15 protein-coding genes and 1 pseudogene are annotated in these 21,568 nt (G+C 73.0%); 5 read left to right on the forward strand and 11 right to left on the reverse strand.

What is annotated here, in order from left to right; all coding sequences use genetic code 11:
- Window positions 1-53: 53 nt before the first annotated feature.
- From AB0I60_RS19215 to AB0I60_RS19225, 3 genes and pseudogenes are all read left to right on the forward strand, one after another.
- Window positions 54-1,319, forward strand: a complete 1,266-nt coding sequence (locus AB0I60_RS19215) for a class I SAM-dependent methyltransferase (protein ID WP_360731567.1) — start codon at window positions 54-56, stop codon at window positions 1,317-1,319.
- A 240-nt stretch (window positions 1,320-1,559) separates the two neighbouring features.
- Window positions 1,560-2,716, forward strand: a pseudogene (locus tag AB0I60_RS19220) (IS110 family transposase).
- A 10-nt stretch (window positions 2,717-2,726) separates the two neighbouring features.
- A complete protein-coding gene (locus tag AB0I60_RS19225; RefSeq protein WP_360731568.1) occupies window positions 2,727-3,032 on the forward strand; it encodes a hypothetical protein in 306 nt (101 codons plus the stop codon).
- A 108-nt stretch (window positions 3,033-3,140) separates the two neighbouring features.
- Here AB0I60_RS19225 and AB0I60_RS19230 read toward each other — a convergent pair whose 3' ends face one another.
- Window positions 3,141-4,793 carry an MFS transporter gene (locus tag AB0I60_RS19230; RefSeq protein WP_360731569.1) on the reverse strand — a complete coding sequence of 551 codons (1,653 nt, stop codon included), beginning with the start codon at window positions 4,791-4,793 and terminating at the stop codon, window positions 3,141-3,143.
- Between the two features lie 212 nt (window positions 4,794-5,005).
- Here AB0I60_RS19230 and AB0I60_RS19235 point away from each other — a divergent pair, with 212 nt between their 5' ends.
- A complete protein-coding gene (locus AB0I60_RS19235; protein ID WP_360731571.1) occupies window positions 5,006-8,209 on the forward strand; it encodes a BTAD domain-containing putative transcriptional regulator in 3,204 nt (1,067 codons plus the stop codon).
- 252 nt (window positions 8,210-8,461) lie between these two features.
- On the opposite strand, the gene AB0I60_RS19240 is transcribed toward AB0I60_RS19235, so the two are convergent.
- The 4 genes from AB0I60_RS19240 to AB0I60_RS19255 form a co-directional block, all read right to left on the reverse strand.
- Window positions 8,462-9,643 carry an acyl-CoA dehydrogenase family protein gene (locus tag AB0I60_RS19240; protein WP_360731573.1) on the reverse strand — a complete coding sequence of 394 codons (1,182 nt, stop codon included), beginning with the start codon at window positions 9,641-9,643 and terminating at the stop codon, window positions 8,462-8,464.
- Window positions 9,644-9,798: 155 nt separating this feature from the next.
- Window positions 9,799-10,263, reverse strand: a complete 465-nt coding sequence (locus tag AB0I60_RS19245; protein WP_360731575.1) for an SgcJ/EcaC family oxidoreductase — start codon at window positions 10,261-10,263, stop codon at window positions 9,799-9,801.
- Window positions 10,264-10,391: 128 nt separating this feature from the next.
- Window positions 10,392-12,035, reverse strand: coding sequence for a GMC family oxidoreductase (locus AB0I60_RS19250; RefSeq protein WP_360731577.1), 1,644 nt, complete (start codon window positions 12,033-12,035; stop codon window positions 10,392-10,394).
- A gap of 15 nt (window positions 12,036-12,050) precedes the next feature.
- Window positions 12,051-12,620 (reverse strand): DUF5987 family protein, encoded by a 570-nt coding sequence (locus AB0I60_RS19255; RefSeq protein ID WP_360731579.1) that lies wholly within the window; start codon window positions 12,618-12,620, stop codon window positions 12,051-12,053.
- 654 nt (window positions 12,621-13,274) lie between these two features.
- Between AB0I60_RS19255 and AB0I60_RS19260 the strand changes: the two genes are divergently transcribed.
- Window positions 13,275-14,006: a helix-turn-helix transcriptional regulator gene (locus AB0I60_RS19260; RefSeq protein ID WP_360731580.1), complete on the forward strand. Its 732-nt coding sequence runs from the start codon at window positions 13,275-13,277 to the stop codon at window positions 14,004-14,006.
- Window positions 14,007-14,069: 63 nt separating this feature from the next.
- Here the strand turns inward: AB0I60_RS19260 and AB0I60_RS19265 are convergent, their stop codons facing one another.
- The 6 genes from AB0I60_RS19265 to AB0I60_RS19290 all read right to left on the reverse strand — a co-directional run bounded on the left by AB0I60_RS19265 (window position 14,070) and on the right by AB0I60_RS19290 (window position 21,476).
- On the reverse strand, window positions 14,070-15,434 hold the full coding sequence (locus AB0I60_RS19265; protein ID WP_360731581.1) for a cytochrome P450: 1,365 nt from the start codon (window positions 15,432-15,434) through the stop codon (window positions 14,070-14,072).
- Window positions 15,431-16,492 carry an enediyne biosynthesis protein gene (locus AB0I60_RS19270; RefSeq protein ID WP_360731582.1) on the reverse strand — a complete coding sequence of 354 codons (1,062 nt, stop codon included), beginning with the start codon at window positions 16,490-16,492 and terminating at the stop codon, window positions 15,431-15,433. Before AB0I60_RS19270 ends, AB0I60_RS19265 begins: the two co-directional genes overlap by 4 nt.
- A gap of 2 nt (window positions 16,493-16,494) precedes the next feature.
- On the reverse strand, window positions 16,495-18,441 hold the full coding sequence (locus tag AB0I60_RS19275; protein ID WP_360731584.1) for a CRTAC1 family protein: 1,947 nt from the start codon (window positions 18,439-18,441) through the stop codon (window positions 16,495-16,497).
- Window positions 18,438-19,418 carry a DUF1702 family protein gene (locus tag AB0I60_RS19280; protein ID WP_360731586.1) on the reverse strand — a complete coding sequence of 327 codons (981 nt, stop codon included), beginning with the start codon at window positions 19,416-19,418 and terminating at the stop codon, window positions 18,438-18,440. Before AB0I60_RS19280 ends, AB0I60_RS19275 begins: the two co-directional genes overlap by 4 nt.
- Before the next feature lie 119 nt (window positions 19,419-19,537).
- Complete coding sequence (locus AB0I60_RS19285) at window positions 19,538-20,527, reverse strand: DUF1702 family protein (protein ID WP_360731588.1); 990 nt, start codon at window positions 20,525-20,527, stop codon at window positions 19,538-19,540.
- A 34-nt stretch (window positions 20,528-20,561) separates the two neighbouring features.
- Window positions 20,562-21,476: a hypothetical protein gene (locus tag AB0I60_RS19290; RefSeq protein ID WP_360731590.1), complete on the reverse strand. Its 915-nt coding sequence runs from the start codon at window positions 21,474-21,476 to the stop codon at window positions 20,562-20,564.
- Between the last annotated feature and the right edge of the window lie 92 nt (window positions 21,477-21,568).

The following is a 21,568-nucleotide window of genomic DNA, read 5'->3' on the forward strand; positions in this document are numbered from 1 at the left end:
CGTCCGCATTCTGGGAGAAGGGTTCGCCGAGGGCCTCCGCCGATACTCGGAATATGACCGAGAAATCGACTGCGCCGACCGTCGGTCGGAAAGCGGAGAACACGTTCCCGTGCCGGATCTGCGGTGGTGAGGTGCGCCAGTGGTTCGACTTCGGGCGGCAGCCCGTGTCGAACGCGTTCCTGCCGCCCGAGCAGGTCGGGCGCACCCTCTTCTACCGCCTCGCGGTGGGCCTGTGCACGTCGTGCGCGATGGTCCAGCAGGCCGAGGAGCTGCCGCGCGGCCGGATGTTCCACGCCGACTACCCGTACCGGGCGTCCGGGTCGGCCTGGATGCGCAAGCACTTCAGCGAGGTCGCGGAGCGGTTCGTGGAGACCGAGCTGGCCGGGCCGGACCCGTTCCTGGTGGAGATCGGCAGCAACGACGGCGTGATGCTGCGGACGATCAGCGAGGCCGGGGTGCGGCACCTGGGCGTCGACCCGTCCGGCGGGGCAGCCGAGGTGGCCGCGCGGCAGGGCATCGACGTCCGGGTCGACTTCTTCGAGGAGTCCCTCGCCCGGGAGGTCCGGGCCGAGCACGGGCCCGCCGACGTCATCTACTCGGCGAACACGCTGAGCCACATCGCCTACATCGACTCGATCCTGCGCGGCGTGGCGGCCCTGCTGGCACCGGACGGCGCGTTCGTCTTCGAGGACCGCTACCTGGGCGACATCATAGAGAACACCTACTTCGACCAGGTCTACGACGAGCACTTCTACCTGTTCTCGGTGCGGTCGGTCGGCGCGATGGTCGCGCGGTTCGGACTGGAGCTGGTGGACGTCGAGCACCTGGACACCCACGGCGGCACGATCCGCTACACGGTCACCCTCCGGGGGGCGCGCAGGCGGGACTCCTCCGTGCGCGAGGCGCTGGAGCGCGAGGACGAGCTCGGGCTGACCGACCCGGCGACCTTCGCCGCCTTCGGCGACCGCGTCGACCGGGTCCGCGACGAGCTGGTGGCGCTGCTGGAGCGGCTGCGCGCGGAAGGGCGGACGGTGGTCGGCTACGGGGCCACCTCGAAGAGCGCGACGGTGACCAACTACTGCGGGATCGGCACGGACCTGGTGTCGTTCGTGTGCGATTCGACGCCGGAGAAGCAGGGCACCCTGTCACCCGGTTCGGGCATTCCCGTCCGGCCGCCGGGCGATTTCACCGGGGACTACCCGGAATACGCCGTGCTGTTCGCCTGGAACCACGCGGAGGAAATCATGGCGAAAGAGCGGGGATTCCGCGAGAACGGCGGGAAGTGGATCATGTACGTGCCGGAGGTCCGGGTGATCTGAGGGGGTGTGCCCCCGTTACCTTTTCGTGGTTCCTGATCGAGGAGCTGTGGTCGCCGGGTCCGGCATGACTGACGCCCCCAGTCGAAGGCATGATCCGGGGGTGGTGTCACCGGACCCGGTGGCATCGAGGGACCGCTGATAGGGACACGGCCGCCCTCCGGGCAGGTCTCGTCGCAACGTGGGTGCCGGCGCTCGGCGCCCGACCGGCGAGCACCCGGGACGAACGATCGGGCATGGTGGATGAGCAGCGGTTTCGGTGTGTTCCTGGGCCTGGACGTGGGCAAGGGCACGCATCACGCGGTCGGCCTGGACCCGGCCGGCAAACGCCTGCACGACGGCCCGCTGTCCAACAGCGAACCCAGGCTGCGGACGCTGTTCGACAAGCTCGCCACGCACGGTGAGCTGCTGGTCGCGGTCGTCCGCGCCGCCGGGCACCGGGTCGCCCACCTGCCCGGCCTGGCCATGCGCCGCATCGCCGACCTCTACCTCGGACGCGCGAAAACCGACGCCCGGGACGCGTTCATCATCGCCGACGCCGCCCGGACGCTGCCGCACACCCTGCGCCCCGTCGACGTCGGCGACGACGCCCTGGCCGAACTGGAGGTGCTGGTCGGATTCGACGACGATCTGGCCGGCGAAGCAGCCCGCATCGGCAACCGCATCCGCGGCCTTCTCGCCGGCATCCACCCCGCACTCGAACGCGCCATCGGCTCCGGGACCAGCCACCCAGCAGTGCTGGAGATCCTGTCCCGCTGCGGCGGCCCGACCGGCATCCGCGCCGCCGGCCGACGCAAACTCATCACGATCGCCACCGCGTACGCACCCCGCATGGACGACAGACTGGTCACCGCGATCCTGGCCGCGCTGGACGAGCAGACCGTCACTGTTCCGGGCACCGCAGCGGCGGACGCCGTGCTGCCCCGGCTCGCGGACAGTCTGAAAACCGTGCTCCAGCAACGTAAACAGGTCACCACCGAGGTCGAGGGATGCTCGATGCGCACTCCCTTGCCGGGGTCCTGACCTCGATGCCCGGCATCGGTGTCAGGACCGCCGCCCGGATCCTGCTGGAGATCGGCGACGCTTCGGCGTTCAAGTCCTCCGCGCGTCTGGCCGCCTACGTCGGCATCGCCCCGGTCACCCGCAGTTCAGGGTCTTCGATCAAGGGTGAGCATCCCGCGCGCACCGGCAACCGCAAGCTCAAACGGGCGTTCTTCCTGGCCACGATTGCCGCACTGTCCGATCCCACCAGCAGGGCCTATCACGACCGGAGGAAGGCTGAGGGGAAGAAGCACAACGCCGCCCTGATCCGCCTGGCCCGGCGCCGCTGCGACGTGCTGTTCGCGATGCTGCGCACCAAGACCTTCTATCGGGCGTCGGAGACCACCGCAGCCGCATAGCATCACCACCGTGATCGAACTCGACCTCGCCCAGTTCGCTGCGGCCGTGCACGCACACGCGCCGCAGTGGGAACGCGCGGGGGTCCAATGGCAGCTCACGTTCGGCCCTGAACGTGACAAATCCGCCGCATGGGTCGACTGCGGGACCGGCGAACTGTTGGCCCGACTCATCGTTTGGACGAGTGGTGAGGCTGAACTCGCCGCCGGGAACATCGTGACCGGCGTCATCGACCAGGTTCACTACGAACTGGCGAGCCCACAGGAACTCGGCACGTGCCTGGACGACCTCACGAACCGGCTCACCGACCACAACTGATCGAGTTCCTGTTTGACAAGATCCATAGGGACACCCCCGGGGGAGGGCGCTCGCGACGGTGGCCGGGGACGTCCTCTCGTCCCCGGCCACCGTCGCGAGCACCCGCCGTCACCGACGGCCGGTGTGCTGCTCCTCCGACACCTGCCGAGCCGCGTCCCGGCCCGTCGTGTCCCGGTCGGTCGCGTCCTGCGCGGTCGTGTCCCGGTCGACCGGCTCGTCCTGCCCGCCCTCGGCGGACGGGGCGGGCACGTGCCGCAGCACGGCGACCACCAGCGCGGCCAGCAGCACCATCGCGCCGCCGGCGATCCAGCCCACGACGTGCAGGCCGTCGGTGAACGCGGCCCGCGCCGCGCCCAGCACCTGGTCCGCCAGGTCGCCCGGCAGCCGCGACGCCACGTCGGCGGCGGCGGGCAGGCTGTCGTTGACCGCCTCGGCGTCGGCGGGCGGCAGGTCGCGCGGCACGACGACCGCCGACTGGTAGGCCGCCGCGCCGATGGTGCCCAGGACCGCGATGCCGAACGAGATGCCGAACTCGCCGTTGGTCTCCGACAGCGCCGACGCCGCGCCGGCCTTCTCCGGCGGGGCCGAGCCGACGACGAGCTGGGTGCTCAGCACGCCCATCGGGCTGGTGCCGGCGAACGCGATCGCGTAGCCGACCACGACGAGCGCCACGCTGCCCACCGAGTCGGTGAAGGTCAGCAGCACCAGGCCGAGCGCGGTGACCAGCAGCCCGACCGCGATGACGTGCGCGGGCTTGTACTTCGCCGCCGCCGCAGGGGCGACCATGTTGCCCAGCACCGCCAGCGCGAACGCCGGCACCAGCCAGAGCCCGGCGATGAACGGGTCCAGGCCCGCCACCTGCTGGAGGTACACCGACACCAGCAGCGTGATGCCGCCCATGGTGGCCGAGCTGATCAGGGCGACGCCGAGCGCGGAGGACAGCGTGCGGTTGGCGAACAGCCGCAGGTCCAGCAGCGGGTGCTCCAGTTTGCGCTGCCGGGCCGCGAACAGCGCGCCGAACACCAGGCCGACCAGGACGCCGCCGACCGACAGGGCCGTGACGCCGTCGATGGCGAGGTGCTTGACGCCGTAGACGAACGGCAGCAGCGTCAGCAGCGACAGGGCGACGCTGACCAGGTCGAGCTTGCCGCCGCCGTCGCCCTTGTGCTCGGGCAGCAGAACCGGGCCGAGCACCAGCAGCAGCGCCATCACCGGCACGCCCAGCAGGAAGACCGAGCCCCACCACCAGTTCTGCAGCATGGCACCGCCGACCACCGGGCCGATCGCCATGCCGCCCATGAAGCAGCTCATCCACGCCCCGATGGCCATGCCCTGCTGCTTGGGATCGCGGAACATGTTGCTGATCAGGGCCAGCAGCGACGGCATCAGGGTCGCGCCCGAGATGCCCAGCAGCGCCCGCGCCGCGATCAGCATCTCCGGCGAGGTGGAGAACGCGGCCAGGACGGACGACGCGCCGAAGACGGTCGCGCCGATCAGCAGCAGCTTGCGGCGTCCGATGAGGTCGCCCAGCGCGCCCCAGGTGATCAGGAAGCCGGCGATCATGAACCCGTAGATGTCCATGATCCAGAGCTGCTCGGTGGCAGTGGCGCCGAGGTCGGCGCTCAGGTGGGGCAGCGCGAGGTTGAGCACGCTGATGTCGAGCGACAGGAGCAGGGTCGGCAGGGCGAGAACCGCGAGACCGATCCATTCCCTCTTGCCGGCCTTCGGCCCCGGGGACTCCGTGGCGGTGTTCGGTTCCATGGGTAGAACGTCCTTTCGCATCTCGTCGGACGGCCGGGCGCACGCCGACCCGTGCGACGGGCTCGCACCCCGGGACTCCGGCGGTCCGCCCTGGTGAGCGGGGCGGTGGAGCCCGGTGTCGCGTCCCGTGGGCAGTGTGGCGGGGAGCGCTGTCGGAGTGCTGTCGGTCGGTTGTCCGCGAACTCCCGGTCGGGTCGCGCTACGGTTGTCCGGTGCGTTTCGGGGTGCTCGGACCACTGGAGACGCGGACGACGGCCGGGGACGAGGTGGAGATCCCCGAGTCGAAGATCCGCGCGCTGCTCGCCGTCCTGCTGACGCACCGGCGGCGGCTGGTGTCCGTGGACCTGATCGTGGACGAGCTGTGGGGCGACCGGCCGCCGGCGAACCCGGCCGCCGCCGTGCAGCTCAAGGTGTCGCGGCTGCGCAAGGTGCTGGCCGCCGCCGAGTCCGGCGGGCGGGACCTGGTGGTCTCCCGGGCACCGGGCTACCTGCTCGACGCGCCGGCCGAGGCGGTGGACGCCGACCGGTTCGAGCGGCTGGTCAGCCGCGCCCGCGCCGCCGGCGACCTGCGCGTGCGCGCGACGCTGCTGTCCGAGGCGCTGACCCTGTGGCGGGGCGCGGCGTTCGCCGACTTCGCGGACTACGAGTTCGTCCGCGCCTGCACCGCCCGGCTGGACGAGGAGCGGCTGGTCGCCCTGGAGGACCTGGCGGAGGCCCGGCTGGGGTTCGCCGACCCCGGCTCGGTCGTGGCGGAGCTGGCGGACCTGGTGGCGCTGCACCCGATGCGCGAGCGGCTGCGCGCCGTCCACATGCTCGCGCTCTACCGCGCCGGCCGCCAGGGCGAGGCCCTCGCGTCCTACCGGGAGCTGCACGCCGTGCTGGACGACCAGCTCGGCGTCGCGCCGGGCCCCCGGGTCACCACGCTGCACCAGGCGATCCTGCGGCACGACCCGGCGCTGTTCCCGGCCGAGGACGCCGTGCTGCGCACGAACCTGCCGGTGGCGCTGACCCCGATGGTGGGCCGGGAGGACGCCGTGCCCGAGCTGTGCGCGCTGCTGTCCGGTGAACGGCTGGTGACGCTGCTCGGCCTCGGCGGGATCGGCAAGACCCGGCTGGCGCTGGAGGTCGCCCGCAGCTGCGCGGACCGGTTCCCCGACGGCGTCCGGCTGGTCGAGCTGGCCCCGGTGGCGCGCGGTGGCGGCGCCGACGCGGTGGTGCGCGCGGTGCTGGCCGTGCTCGGCGTGCGGGAGGCGACCGCCGACCCGGGCACGCCGCTGGACCTGCTGGTCGGCGCGCTCGCCGACAAGGAGCTGCTGCTCGTGCTGGACAACTGCGAGCACCTCGTCGCGGGGGTCGCCGAGGTCGCGGGCGCGCTGCTCGCCTCGGCACCGGGCCTGCGCGTGCTGGCCACCAGCCGGGAACCGCTGGGCCTGGTCGGCGAGGCGCTGTGGTCGGTGCCCTCGCTCGGCGTGCCCACCGAGGACGTCGAGGACCACGCCGCCGCGCTGGGGGCCTTCAGCGCGGTGCGGCTGTTCGTCGCCCGTGCTACGTCCGCCGCACCGGGTTTCCGGCTGGACCGCTCGAACGCGCGCGCAGTGGCCCGGCTGTGCCGCCGGCTCGACGGCCTGCCGCTGGCGCTGGAGCTGGCCGCCGCCCGGGTGCGCACGCTCGGCGTCGCCGACCTGCTGTCCCGGTTGGACGACCGGTTCCGGGTCCTCGGCAGCGGTCCTCGCGGTGTGCCCGAGCGCCAGCGGACGCTGCGGGCCACCATCGACTGGAGCTGGGAGCTGCTGTCCGAACAGGAGCGGACGGTCCTGGTGCGGCTCACCGCGTTCGCCGGCGGGTGCGCCGTGGACGCCGCCGAGGCGGTGTGCGCGGGCGGCGGGATCGACCCGGGGGACGTGCTGGACCTGGTGGCCCGGCTGGTCGACCGGTGCCTGGTGCGGGTCTCCTACTCCGGTGGCGCGGCGCGCTACTGGCTGCTGGAGACCATCGCCGAGTACTGCCGCGAACTCGACCGGGACGACCGGGCCGCCACCGGCGAGCGGCACCGCCGGTACTACCTGGACCTCGCGGAGGGCGCGGACCCGGAGCTGCGCGGCCCCGAGCAGGCGCTGTGGCTGGCCCGGCTGGACGTGGAGAGCGCGAACCTGCGCGCGGCCCTGGCGGACGCGGTGGCCGCCGGCGCGGCGGACGAGGCGCTGCGCCTGGTGACCGCGTCCGCCTGGTACTGGTTCCTGCGCGGCCGGCTGCGCGAGGCCGTCGAGTCGTGCTCCGCCGCGCTGGCGCTCGACGCGGGCGACCCGGTGCTGCGGGCGCGCGCGGCGGTGTGGCGCGAGGGCCTCGCCCTGGTGGCCGGCGACCAGTCGGCGGTGCGGCGCGGTGCCGAGGCGCTGGCCGCCTACGAGGAGCTGGACGACGCGCCGGGCCTGGCGCGGGCGCGCTGGTTCCTCGGTTTCGTCGGCTCGGACTTCGCCGACCTGGCCACCAGCGAACACCTGGTGGCCCGCGCCCTGGACGCCTTCCGCGAGCTGGGCGACCGGTGGGGCGAGGCGGCGGCGCTGAGCACGCTCGCCAAGAACGGGATGGTGCGCGGCGACCTGGCCGCGCTCAAGACGTTCGGCAGCGACAGCATGGACCTGTTCGTGCGGCTGGGCGACCGGTGGGGCCAGTTGCAGGCCACCGACTCGCTGACCACGCTCGCCGAGATCGTCGGCGACTACGAGTACGCCGGCGCGCTGCACTGGGACGGCCTGCGCACCGCCGAGGAGCTGGGCCTGTGGCCCGAGGTGTCCAGCCGGCTGTCCTGGCTGGGCCGGATGGCCATGCTCAAGGCCGACTTCTCGGTGGCGCGGGAGTACCACGAGCGCGCGAAGCGGCTGGCCGTCGAGCAGGGCTACAAGCCCGGCGAGGTCTTCGCGACCATGGGGCTGGGCATCGCCGCGCGCCGGGAGGGCAAGCTCGACCTCGCCGACAGCCAGCTCGGCGCGGTGCTGTCGTGGCTGCCGCGCGAGGCCGACGAGGTCGGCGACACCCTGCCGCTGGCCCTGATCACGCCCGAACTCGGGTTCATCGCCGAACAGCGCGGGGACGCGTCCACCGCCCGCGCCCTGCACCTCAAGGGCCTGCGCATCGCGAGCAGGCTGGCGGGCGACCCGCGCGGCGTCGTGCTGTCGCTGGAGGGGCTGGCCGGCGCCCAGGCGCTGGACGGCGACCACCGCCGGGCAGCCCGCCTGCTGGGTGCCGCAGCCGCCTCCCGCCGCTCGGCGGACGCGCCGCTCGCACCCGCCGAGATGGGCGACGTGGAGCGGATCACCGCCGCGATCACCGCGCACCTCGGTGCCGAGGCGTTCGAGGCCGAGTTCGCCCGGGGAGGGCTGTTGACGCCCGCCGAGGCCAGCGCCGGCCTGGGGTAATCGCACGGGCCCGGCGAGCCGGGCCGACGTGCCGCGCGGACACCTTCGCGTCATGACCGGATCCCGTCGGGGTGCGGCGACCTGTCGGTCCCCGGGTACCCCGGATCCCGGCCCGGTGAACGTGGTTCGGCACGGGAAGCGGTGCCGGCGTCCTCCTTGGGGACGGGAACGCCGACAACGGGCCCCGCGCCGCACGAGCGGCGCGGAACCCGTTGTCGTGGAAGGAGTTCCGCTGCTCCTCCCGGGAAGGGGCTAGATGTAGAGGGTGTTGGGGGGCAGCCCGCACAGCACGCGGCCGTGCAGCTCGGCGTTCGTGTTGGGGTGCATCAGGGCGTGCAGGTTGACCGCGTCCACGTCCCGGCGGATGCGCTGGATCGGCACGTCGCTGTAGATGGACGACCCGCCGCTGGCGGTGGCGAAGATGTCCACCGCCTCCTTGGCCCGGCGGCACACCGCCCCCAGGTCGGCACGCGCCAGCGCGCGCTCCTCGATGGACCACGGCGACCCGTCGACGCCCTTGGCGTCCACCAGGTCCGCCAGCCGGTGCGCGTGGAACCGCGCCTCGTCGACCTTCATCGACGCCTCACCGACCTGGAGGTGGGTCAACGGCGCCTCGCGCTGGTCGTCGTAGGCGGTGTAGGTGATCTTGCGGCCGGGCAGGCGCTCGAAGAACGCCTCCTGCGCGGCAACCGCCAGCCCGACGACGGTGCCCACCGACGACGCGGCGGCGACCGGCAGCAGGGGAGCGCGGTAGATCGGCGAGTCCGCGTTCGCCGGGGACGCGTGGCTGCCCTGCACCACCGCGCCCAGCGGCATCACCCGGTCGTGCGGGACGAAGACGTTGTCGGCCACGGTGCTGACGCTGCCGGTGCCCTTCAAGCCCGAGGTGTGCCAGTCGTCCACGATCTTCAGGTCCGACATGGGCACCAGGGCCATGATCGGGGCCGGTTCGCCGTTCGGGTCCAGCAGGACGGCGATGACCTCCTGCCACTGGCTGTGCCACGCGCCGGTGATGAAGCCCCACTTGCCGTTGACCACCACGCCGCCGTCGGCCGGGGTCGCCGTCCCGGTCGGGCTCAGCGTGCCGCAGACCCGCACGTCCGGGGTGGAGAACACCTCGTCCTGCACCGACTCCGGGAACAGGCAGGTCATCCAGGTGGGGATCCAGTACACCGACGCGGTCCAGGCGGCGGAGCCGTCCGCGCGGCCCAGTTCGGTGGCGACGTCCACGAGGGTGCGGGTGTCGGCCTCGTAGCCCCCGTGGCGGCGCGGCACGCGCAGCCGGAAGACGCCGGCGTCGGCCAGGGCGTCGACCGACTTGTCGTGCAGCCTGCGGTTCTCCTCGGACCAGGCGGCGTGGTCGCCCAGCAGCGGGGCCACCTCCGAGGCACGGCCGACGAGGTCCTCCCTCGTCGGGATCTCGCTGTTCGACACCATTTCCTCCCTGAGTGCTCGGACGCCGGGATCGCGGCGGGCCGGAGTCGCTCCACGGCCCGGAGGACCCCACGACCCTCCCACCCGCGCCCCGGCCGCCGCATCTCGCCGATTGCTGAGTGCGCCCGTCGACCGGTCGGCGCGGCCGGTGCGGGTCAGGCGTTGGCGGGGCTGTTCTGGTAGTTCGCCAGGTGCCACTCGCCGTGCTGCTTGACGACCACCCACGACGCGCGGATGGCGCGCTGCGCGGTGACGTCGCTGTCGCCCGGTGCGAGGACACCGCCCTTGGTCACCAGGATGCCGGAGTCCGCGCCGAACAGCCGCAGGTCCAACGGTGTGCCGGTGACCTTCGTGCCCCGGTACGGGCCTTCGAACGCGGCGGCGAAGAACTCGCGGATCTCGGTGCGGCCCTTGCGGTAGTGGCCGGGCAGGATCATCACGCCGTCCTCGGTGAAGAGGTCGGCGATCGCCCCGGCGTCGTGCGCCGCCCAGCCCGTGACCATGCGCTGGGGCAGCGCCGCGATGGCGGCCTGGTCGGCCTCTGACAGTCCACTGTGGACTCCGGTGGACCTGTCGGCCGTTCGGTCGGACGGGGACGTGGTCCGGTCGGACGTGGTCATGCTTCTCCTCCGTGCCTCTCGTCGGGACGCGCCCGCGTGGGAACGCCGGTCGGACGTCGTGCACCGCTCGACCATGCCCCGCCGGGGGCGGTCGGCGCATCTCCTGCCGTGCTCGACCCGGTGCCGGGTCAACTCCGCGCGAACCTGGCCACGCCGCGCCGGCCGGCGGTTCCGCCGTCCGGGGACGGCGCACCGTAGGTGACGTCCACGCCCCGGTCGCGCAGCGCCCGGACGATGCCGGGGATCGCGCGCTCGGCCAGCGCGGCGATGGTGAGCGCGGGGTTCACCGTGACGGCTCCGGGCACGGCCGAACCGTCGGTGACGAAGATGCCGGGGTGGCCGCGCAGCTCGTGCCCGTCGTCCAGCGCCGAGGTCCCCGGGTCGTCGCCGATGCGGCAGGAGGCCAGCGGGTGCACGGTGTACGCGCCCACCACGTCGTTGGTCCACGGCATGACCTTGGACAGCCCGTCGCGCTCCATGACGTCCTTGACCGCCGCGTCGGACCGCCGCCAGCCCGCGAGCGTGTTCTCCGTGGGCCGGTAGGAGATCGAGCCACGGCCCAGCATCTGCTGCGAGATGCGCACGGCGTTGCCGGTGGGCGGCGGGGTGCCGAAGACGCCCTCGTTGTCGTCCTCGGTCATGGCGAAGATGGTCAGCCACGACTGCCACTGCTCCACGAGCCGCTTCTTCTCCGCGCCGAACCACGTCGGCCCGCTCGCGTCCGGCACCTGGGCGAGGATGGTGCCGAAGCCCGGCGGGAAGTAGAGCTGCTCCAGGCAGAAGCGGGAGAACTCCGGCAGCGACGGGTCCAGGTCGTCCCAGCTCGCCACGCAGGGGCCCTTGCCGATCTGGTTGGCGGCGTAGGCCAGGCCGCCCTCCCGGCCCAGGCCGAGCAGGTCGCGCGCCCGGTCCTCGTCGACGATCGCGGTGTTGAGGCGCTCGCCGTTGCCGGAGAAGTACCGGCCGACCGCGTGCGGCATCGTGCCGAGGGTCTCCTCCGAGCGCTGGAGGATGACCGGGGTCGCGCCCGCGCCGGCGGCGAGGACCACCACCTTGGCGTCGATCTCGCCGCTGTCCACGCTCATCCGGTAGTCGACGTCGTGGACCACGTTGTAGCTCACGCGGTAGCCGCCGTCGTCGTTGCGCGACAGGCGTTGCACCTCGTGCAGCGGGCGGATCTGCGCGCCGTGCGCCACGGCCGCCGGCAGGTAGTTGAGCAGCAGCGACCGCTTGGCGTCGAACCGGCAGCCGGACATCATCCAGTTGCAGTTCGTGCAGCGCTCGGTGTCGATAGCCACCGGCACCGGGTTCGCGGTGCGGCCCGCGTGGTCGCACGCCGCGGCGAACAGGCCGCCGGAGTAGGTCACCTCGTCCCAGCCCTGGCGGGTCACCGGCAGGGCCTCGCACACCTTGTCGTACCAGGGGTCCAGCGTGTCGCGGGTGATGGCGGTGGGCCACATCCGGCGGTCCGCGCCGCCCCGGCGCTCGAAGACGAACCGGGGCGCGCGGGGCATCGCGGCGAAGTAGACCACGCTGCCGCCGCCCACGCAGTTGCCGCCCAGCAGGCTCATCCCGTCCCCGACGACGAAGTCGAAGATCCTGGTGTAGGAGGAGCCGAGCAGGAAGTCGTGCTCGAAGTCCTCGCCCTCCAACCACGGCCCGCGTTCCAGCACGACGACCTTCGCGCCGCCCGCCGCGAGGTGGTAGGCGGCGATCGCGCCGCCGAAACCGCTGCCGACGATCAGCACGTCGGTGCTCTCGGTGCTCGTCATCGCACGCTCCAATCGTCAGGACGGGTCGCCGGCCGGCGTCGTGCCGGGGTGCGTCCGCGCCAGTTCGCGGCGGTAGGAGTACGCGGGGAACCGCCACAGCCCGTCGGCGTCCGGCTCGGCGAACCCCATCGCGCGCAGCCCGGGGTGGCCCGCCGCCATCGCCTCGGTGGTGTGCAGGTGCGCCCCGGTGTCGAACGCCATGTTGCTGAACAGCGCCAGCGCGACCCAGCCGTCCTTCTCCGGGTGGCCGGGCGCGACCAGTTCGGCGACCAGGCCGGTGCGCTGGGCGAACGGCAGCGCGACGAACGGCGGCACGTCCGGGTCCAGCGCGGTGCCCAGCCGGGCGGCGTAGTCGCGCGCGTGCTGGTTGAGCAGGAGGCTGAGGCTGTCCAGCCCGTCCACGACGCCGGCGGCGGGCGTTTCCAGCAGCGCGACCGCGCCCGCGTCGACGGCTCCGCCGCCGGGTGCCGCGCCCGCGACGGCGCGGTCCTCCGGCGACCGCTTCGCGCCCGGGACGATGGTGTCGGCGAATGCCTCCAGGGTCAGGGTGCGGACGGCGCGATCCGCTGCGGTGTCCGAGTGCACGGCAGGTCCTCTCTCCGGGCGGGAAATGGTGATGGGCGGTGCTCGCGGGTGCGGGTACCGCGTCGCCCCGGTGGGCCGGGGGTGATCGCCCGAGCGGTTGGTCCCATGGTCGCGCCGCAGCACCGGCCGGCGCTTCTCCGGGCGTGCCGTGCTGTACCCGGCGGACCCGGTTCGGGCACCCGAAGGTCCTCGTGGACGCACCCGGCACACCGCTGGATGCAGCACCCGGGTACGGCTTCCGGAGGTACCGGCGGTGCTCTGAAAAATTCCCCCGGAGCGCCCGGAAATGATCGGAAAATGCCTCTGCGGTGCCGGCCATATTGACCGGTTCGGTGAGTTCTAAACATCGTTCGAAACGATCTTGCGCGGCCCCGGAAGATGATCTTGATGGGGCCTGTTTGGGCTCGTCCGCGCAGCTTGCACACCTGAGACAGCCCCTGGTAACTTGCGAACATGGGCGATTCCCGGGCCTGGGGGCGGTGCAGACCGTAAAGCGCAACGGCGCGCTGGGGTCGAGGCACGAACCGGGAATCGCGCCAAGGGGGAGTCGACAGTGCCGGGTCGTCCGGTCCGGTGCCCGGCACACCACTGTGGAATGGAGTTCGACTTGTGGTGCAGGTTATCGAACGAGCAGTAGGTCAAGTCATCGATTTTATGCACAAAAACATCGGTGAACAATTTACTATAGACGACATGGCGCGGACCGCGAACTACAGCAAGTTCCACTTCTCGCGGGCGTTCCAGCGGGTGACCGGGGTGTCGCCGGGCAGGTTCCTGGCGGCCATCAGGTTGCAGGAGGCCAAGCGGCTGCTGGTGTCCACCACGTTGACCGTGACGGACATCAGCCACCGCGTCGGCTACACCAGCGTCGGCACCTTCAGCTCCCGCTTCAGGAGCAGCGTCGGGGTGTCGCCCACGACGTTCCGGCAGTCGGGCGGCTTCGCCCGGCACATCCCGATGGCCAGGCGTGCCGTGGACGCGCGCACGGCCGTCGTCCGGGGCGAGATCTCCGCGCCGGCGGGCCCTCCCGGGCTGCTGTTCGTCGGCCTGTTCCCGGGCGGCATCCCGCAGGGTGCGCCGATCCGGTGCGCGGTGCTGCGCCGGCCCGGCCCGTACCTGCTGACCGCCGTGCCGCCCGGCACGTGGCACCTGCTCGCGCAGTCCGTGGCACTGGGGCGCGAGTCCATGCTGGGGGACGGCCCGTTCGCGCAGGACCTCGCGCTGTCGGTGGCGTCCCACGGCCCGATCACCGTCCGGCCCGGTCGACCGGTCGAGCGCGCGGACCTCACGCTGCGCCCGATCTGCAACCTCGACCCGCCGGTCCTGCTGGCGCTGCTGGACGTGCGCACGCACGCCCTGGGCGCACGGGCCAACGCGGGCGCCTGACGGCCGGTGCGCGCAGGGGTCGTCCTCCGGAGTCGGGAGGACGACCCTCTCGCGCACCGCCGGTCAGCCGGCCGGGTGCACGGTCACCGCCAGGCCGCCCCGGATGCGCAGCGACAGCATCGGTTCGGGCACGACGGGGCGGTCGGGCACGGCCCGCAGGTCCAGTTCGCGGGTCACCACGGCGAGGGTGAACACCGCCTCCATCAGCCCGAGGTGGCTGCCCACGCAGAACCGGGGCCCCGCGCCGAACGGCAGGTAGGCGTAGCGCGGCCGGTCGTGCGCCGCCGAGGGGTCGAACCGGTCGGGGTCGAAGCGGTCCGGCCGGTCCCAGAACGCCGGGTGCCGGTGCAGCGTGTACGGGCAGACCAGGACGTCCGCCCCGGCCGGCACGGACCAGCCGCCGACGTCGTCGTCGGCCTGCGCGCGGCGCGGCAGGATCCAGACCGGCGGGAACAGCCGCACCACCTCGTCGACCACCATCGCGGTGTAGCGCAGGGCGTGCAGGTCCTCGAAGACCGGCGCGCGGTCGCCCAGCACCGCCCGCGCCTCGGCCCGCACCCGCTCCTTGACCTCGGGGTGCCGGTCGAGCAGGTGGAACGCCCAGCCGAGCGTGCTGGCCGTGGTCTCGTGCCCGGCCAGCAGCAACGTGACCAGCTCGTCGTGCAGCCGCCGCTCGCCGACCGCCGCGTCGGGCTCCTCGGCGACCGAGGCGAGCACGCGGGACAGCACGTCGTCGCCGTCCGCGCCGCCGTGCTCGACCCGCCGGGCCGCGAGCCGGTCCACGACCCGGCGCAGCTCCTTGCGCGCCCGGCGGAAGCGGAGCTGGTGGGGGAGCGGCACCCACATCGGCACCGCGCTCATCGTCACCATCTCGAACATCGCCTGGTCCTGCACGGCCTCGAAGGAGTGCCCGATGTGCTCGAACCGGGACAGGTCCTCCGACAGCAGGGTGCGCCCCAGCACGTCCAGGGTCAGGCCGGTCACCTCGTCGGTCAGGTTGACCGGCGGCCCGCCGGTGCCGGCGCGCAGCCGGTCGACCAGCCGGCCCGCCGCCTCGGCGACCGCGCCCGCCTGGCCGGCGATCCGCCGGTGCTGGAACGCCGGCTGGGTGGCCCGGCGCTGCTTGCGCCACAGCTCGCCCTCGCTGGTGAGCAGCCCGTCGCCGATGGCGCGGCGGGCGTGCACCAGGCCGATCCCCTTGTGGTAGGCGGCGGCGTTGTCGGCGAGCACGTGCTTGGCGTGGTCGGGGTGGTTGAAGAAGTACAGCGTCTTGGGCCCGATGGCCATCCGGACGGCGTCGCCGTACTGCTCGGCCGCCGAGGTCATCAGGGCCAGCCGGTCCCCCGCGAGCTTGCGGAGCAGGCCGGGGGTGGCGCTGCGCGGGGGTCCCGGGGGTGTCCGCCCGGTGCGGGTCGCGGCGCGCGTCATGTCCGCACGACCTCACCCGGCTGCACCGCGCCGTTGCGCCTCGGGTCCACTGTGGACTTGGCGGCGGGTTCGTCGCCGGGTTCCTCCGTGGTCGGCGCGGCGGCGGCCTGCGCCCGCTGCTGCTCCTCGCGCTGGAGCCGCGCGCGCTCGACGATGTCCAGCGCCCACAGGAAACCGCCTCGGAACAGGCACACGATCGCCGTGGCGAAGAAGATGCCGTACGGGATGCTCATGCCCGTCAGCACGCCGTACACGGCGGCCACACCGCCGCCGAACGCGATCTGCGACAGCGGGCGGGACGGGCTGGTGCCGGGATCGGTCACCATGTAGTTGGTGAACAGCACGAACGCCACCCCGGTCATCATGCCCAGCCCCGCCGGGATCGACACGTCGAGCAGCACGCCCCGGACGACCGCCTGGAGGGCGAACCCGACCAGCCACGCCGTGATCAGCCACAGCCGGCCGGTGAGCATCCCGTTGAGCATGGTGCCCGCCACGATGATGATGACCGGGATCAGCCAGTCGACCACCGTGCCGACGTGCTCGGTGAAGTGGTAGGGCGGGGCGATCGACGCCCACGGGAACACCAGCAGGATCACCGTGATGCCGAAGTTCGACGGGTTCATGAAGTGCCGCAGCCGGCCGCGCACCGGGGCGCGCAGCACCCACTTCGCGCCGACGGCCACCGTCACGCCGAAGATCATCGCCCACACGTTGTCGTTGACGTAGATGAGCATGTTCATGGCGAGGGCGGTGATGTGCGCGGGGTAGAGGAACTCCACCACGCCCCGGAACCCGTTGCCCGCGAACCGGGGCGGCCGGCCGCCCTGCCGCGCGGACACCGCCTCCAGGCCGATCTCCACCAGGTAGCCGGTGGCCAGCGCGATGAACGGCCACAGCCACGGCTGCTCGAAGCCGAGCACGGTGTAGCCCAGGACGTTGAACACGGTGATGGAGATGGCGAAGCGCCGCAGGGCGGTGATCACCTTCGGGTTGTGGTGCGGCGCGCTCGGTGCCGCTCCGGCCGCCGCCGGCGGGGCCGCTGTCGTCTCGGCCACGGTCACTCCTCCTCAGCCTGGTCGCCGAGCCGGACGTGGTGCCGGCCCGGGGAGAGGGTCATGTCCTGCTGGTGCACCCGGCCGTCGCGGTCGCGCCACTCGACGTGCACGTCGACCGGGCCGTCGGCGTCGCCCAGCCCGAAGTGGACCTCGTGGCTGCGCTTGCCGGAGTGCCCGCTGCCGCCGTCGACCCGGTTGACCTGCTTGCGGCCGTCCGACGTGGTCACGGTGACCTGCGCGCCGATCGCGGGGGAGCCGGCGGTGCCGTCGTCGCCCCGCAGGGTCAGCCGCAGACCCAGGGAGTCCCGGTCCGTGGCACCGGTGTTGCGGTGGAAGACCGGGTCCGCCCACTGCCGGGAGACGGCCATGTCCAGCCGGCCGTCGCCGTCCACGTCGCCGGTGGCGACGCCCCGGGTGGGCACCGGGACGTCCAGGCCCAGCGAGGGCGCGAGGTCGGTGTAGCGCCCGTCCGGGTCCTTGGCGAACAGGTGGAAGCGCTGGTTGCCCGAGACGTCGTCGCCGGCGGTCATGTTCGGCCACCACAGCGGGTTCGACAGCAGGGAGTCGTTGGCGGTGGCCAGCTCCTGCAACTGGGGCCAGCGGTTCACCTCGCCCTTGACGAAGCCGGTCGCCTGCGCCACCTCCAGCTCACCGCTGTTGTCGAAGTCGGCGAGCTTGACGTCCCAGCCCCACCCCGACCACGCCAGGTTCAGCGGCGCGCTCTCGTCCTCCCACGGGGCCACGCCCCGGGTGAGCTGGTCCTTGACCGCCTTGGTGTCGCCGGAGGTGCTCATCCACGCGAAGTGGCTCTCCTCGATGCCGAACGACGTGGTGATGTTGCTGACGTACATGTCGTAGACGCCGTCGCCGTTGAGGTCGCCGAAGTCGACGCCCATGCCCTTGAACGAGTCCTTGCCGACGTTCTTGGACTTGGGCTCCAGCGGGCTGCGCTCGCCCTCGACGAGGGCGAACTCGAAGCGCCCCGGCGTGGAGCGGTTGTGCAGCATCCGGTCCGGGCCGAAGTCGTGCGCCAGGTACAGCTCCGGCAGCAGGTCGCCGTCGACGTCGGTGGCGCTCGACGCCAGCGCCCAGCCCGTGGACGCCTCCTGCGGGATGGCCGTCTCGTCGCACTCGAACGTCGCGGTGGGATTCGCGCCCTTGGTCGCGCCGGTCCAGCGGAACAGGTAGTCCTGGCCGCCGTTGAGCGCCAGCGACATCGAGTGGTTCATCTGCACGCCGGAGTCCTTCGCCGGGTCGAGCACCGGGCCGTGCGGGAAGTAGTTGCCGATGTAGATGTCCTGGTGGCCGTCGCCGTCGAAATCCGCGACGGTGGCCGAGTTGCTGTTCCACTGCGGCCCCGAGTACCGGCCGCCGCTCGCGCCGGGCACCAGTTCGGTCGGGGTGTAGGAGTCGGCGGTGAGGTCCTTCGCGCCGCTCTTCGCCAGGTGCAGGATGGGCGTGCGGCCCCACAGGTAGACCAGCAGGTCCATCCGGCCGTCCTCGTTGAAGTCGCCGGGCACGCACCCCATCGGCGCCATCACGTCGTTGGTCGGCAGCGACCCGGCGCTGAGCGCGAACGGCTCGTAGCGCGGCTCCTTGCCCGCTTCGGGCGCGGGGGTGACGACGACCTGGTCGGTGCGGACGTCGACGAAGCAGATGTCGTTGGACAGCTCGTCGCCGTCGAGGTCGTTGAGCGCGATGGCGGACCCGACCGACGAGATCCACGCGTCGATGTGCCGGTAGTCCTGGTTGACCTCGCGCATGGACTGCTGGGTGTAGCCGCCGGGCAGCGCGACGGACTCGGCCGAGAACCCGAACGGCGCCGCCAGCTCGCGCTTCTCGGCGGCCGACGACGTGGGCAGCCGCGCCACCGCGAAGGTGGCCGCGACGAGCACCAGCGCGATGATCCCGGGCAGCTGTTTGCGCAGCCAGGCTGCGGTGGTGCTCACCTGCGGACTCCTTCCTGGTGGACGAACTGCCGGGCGATCCGCTGCCGCCAGGTCTCGTACGCGGGCACCGCGCCGTCCACGACGGGCGGTGCGGGGCGCACGTCCTGGGTGACCCGGGCCGCCTTCTCCGGCGTGGTGCCGCAGAACACCCGCGTGGCCAGGCCGGTGTGCGGCACCACCAGGCCGGCCTTGACCCGGGCCTCGGCGGCGAACGCGCTCGCCTGGGCGACCATGGCGGCGTGCGGGCCGGAGCGGTGCCGGAACAGCACGAGCTCGTCCTCGGACTCGCCGCCCGCGTAGGTGGCGGCCAGGCCCGCGCCCGCGTACAGGTCCTCCTGGCGGTGCTCGGGGAACCGGTCGATCAGGTCCGCGACGTGCTGGGCGTCGGTGCCGCCGACGAACCACAGCGCGCGGCCGATGCCCTGGTCGAGCGCGCGGCCCGCGTACGAGCGCGGCCCGGCGGCCGGCCACGGGAAGCGCGGGTCGGCGTACTGGTGGTGCACGTACTGCTCGGTCTTGAAGTACGCCTGGTGGAAGCCGTAGCCGTCGAGCACCAGCCAGCGCAGCAGCGGGTCGGTCCGCGCGTCGGCGGGCCAGCGGAAGCGGGGCAGCCGGGCCATCGCCCAGCCGATCCCGACGTAGACCATGTAGACGTGGTCGGCGGCGCGGCCTTCGAGGAACTGCTCGACGTGCCGGTTGCCGCCGAACGGCAGGCCGTCGAGCACGGCGAAGCCCATGCCGGCGCCCTCGTAGGCGAAGCCCCGGAACTGCGCGGGGATCGCTTCGAGCGGCTCCTCGGCGTCCCGGGGCCGGCGTGCTCCGACGGCGTGCGCGTAGCCGGCCAGGAACGTCCGGCCGACCGTTTCCAGCAGTTCCCGGGACGTGTCGTCCTTCACCCGGAACCCGCGCACCGCCAACGTGGTCTCGGCGATGCCGGGAGTCAGTACTCGGCGCCGCAAGGCGCGCAGTGCACTCACCTCGGTCCCCTCCCAAAGTCCGGCAAACCGGTGACCGGACAGCTGATTGCAAAAATCGTCGCAGTGCGCCGGGCCGGTGGTCTACTCCTGGCGTGCGCTCCGGTTGTGCCGGAATGCGGTCAGCTCCGCACGAATCGCCGGGTCGCCGTGAAATGGGCCCGGATCGCGCTGCGCCACACCTCGTACGGCGGCACCGGACCGCTTTCCTCGCGGCCGGGCGCGGTCGCGTCCACGAGATCGGCGGCGGCCTCCGGCGAGCCGCCGGTAAACATTTCCGACGCAATCGTGCTGTGTTCCGGCACGAATCCGGCGTGCACCCGCGCCTTGGCCGCGAAGACCGCACCCAGCGCGAGTTCCGCGCGGTGCCCGCCGGCCGCGCCGGCCAGTGCGGACAGCTCGTCCGGGGTACCGCCGCCGGCGAAGGTGGCGGCCAGGCCGACCCCGCTCCACAGGTCGGCGTGCCGGGCCGGGTCGAACCGGCGCACGGCCGCCGCGACCTCCGGGCCGCGCGCGCCGTGGATGAACCACAGCGCCCGCCCGATGCCCTGGTCGACCGCGCGGGGGAAGTAGTCGGCGCGGCCCTGCCACGGGTAGGGCTCGGGCACCCGCTGCTCGTCCACCCACCGCCGGGTGTGGAAGTAGGCGAGGTCGAAGCCGTAGCCGTCGACCGCCAGCCAGCTCACCGCCGGGTGGTACGGCGAGCCGGGCAGGTCGGGCATGACCTTGCGCCACAGCCGGCGCGGCAGCCGCGCCATGGCGAACCCGATGCCGATGTAGGCCACGAACAGGTGCTCCGCGCCGTCCCCTTCGAGCAGGTCGCGCACCCGCGTGCCGCGTCCGGCCACGTCCCGGATGGTGAAGGCCATCACCGCGCCCTCGTGGGCGAAGCCGCGCAGCCCGGGGTCGACGAAGCGGAGCCTGCGGGCCACCTCCCACCCGTCGCGCGAGTCGATGCCCCACTCGAAGCCGCAGACCACCGCCTGCGGCACCGCTTCGAGCCGGGCGGCGTCCGGGGAGGTCGCGCCGGGGAAGCCGCGCGCGCGGAACGCCACCTCCTCCAGCGACGGGGCCAGCGCCAGCCGGCGCAACGAGCCGAGCGCGGTCGACATGTGCAAGCACCCCCAGGGGGGTCGGGCCCCGGGGTCAGCTCACCCACGGGGCGGTCGGGTACCACGGGATGACGCCCCGGCCGGCGAGCAGCCGGACGTCCCAGTACAGGACGGTGAAGACGCCGACCGCGATCAGCGTCGCGGCGGTGAGCACGGCCGCCCGAGCGCCCAGCCACCGCCGCAGCGGGCCGCCCGCGACCGTGCCCAGCAGCAGGACCAGTACGGCGACCACGACCACGTTGCCCACCGACTGGAGGACGAACGCGGCGGCGCCGTACAGCGGGTTCCCGCTCTCGGCGGCGTCCCGGAACATCACCCGGAACAGCGGGAAGGGCCGGCCGATCAGGAAGCCGCCGATCAGCGCGCCCAGCAGCACCGTCCGGGCGGCGGGGCGGCGGCGGAACGGGTCGGGCACCAGCTCCAGCGCGGCCAGGCCCAGGTAGACCATGGTCAGCCCGATGACGCCGAACACCACCAGCGACTGGACCGCGCGCCCGGTGAGCGCGCCGGCCTGCACCGGCACGGTGTCGAACTGCGGCATCCGGGTGCCGACCAGGCCGACCAGCGCGCCGTAGACCGCCGCCACCGGGATCATCCCGGCCGCCAGCAGGCCCAGCGGTGCCAGGGACGCGCGCAGCCTGGCCCACCGGCCGGCGGTCGTGCCGAGCAGGGGCGCGACCGCGCCGAACGCGGCGATGTTGCAGGCGGTGAACGTGCCCGCGAGGCCGCTGACGAAGGCGAACGCGACACCCGCGACGGGCGCGGTCCCCGCGTCGTGGCCGAGCAGCGCGTCCGCCACGGTGCCGCCGATGGTCTTGTCCACGAACGCCGCCGACCACGCGACGGTGAGCAGGAAGCCGGCCAGGGCGGAGAGCGCGACGACCCGCCACCGCCGGCGGGGCGGGGAGGCCGGCAGGTCGCCCCGGACCGGGGTCGCGGTGTGCGCCATGCGTCCTCCTCGTCGATTCCGCCGGTTCTCCCGGCCGGGTCCGCCGGTGCTGCGGGCCGGTGCTTTCCAGCATCCGTCCGGTTGGTCCGGGA

Source organism: Actinosynnema sp. NPDC050436, from assembly GCF_040655415.1.
In the GTDB taxonomy this organism is placed as follows: Bacteria; Actinomycetota; Actinomycetes; order Mycobacteriales; family Pseudonocardiaceae; genus Actinosynnema.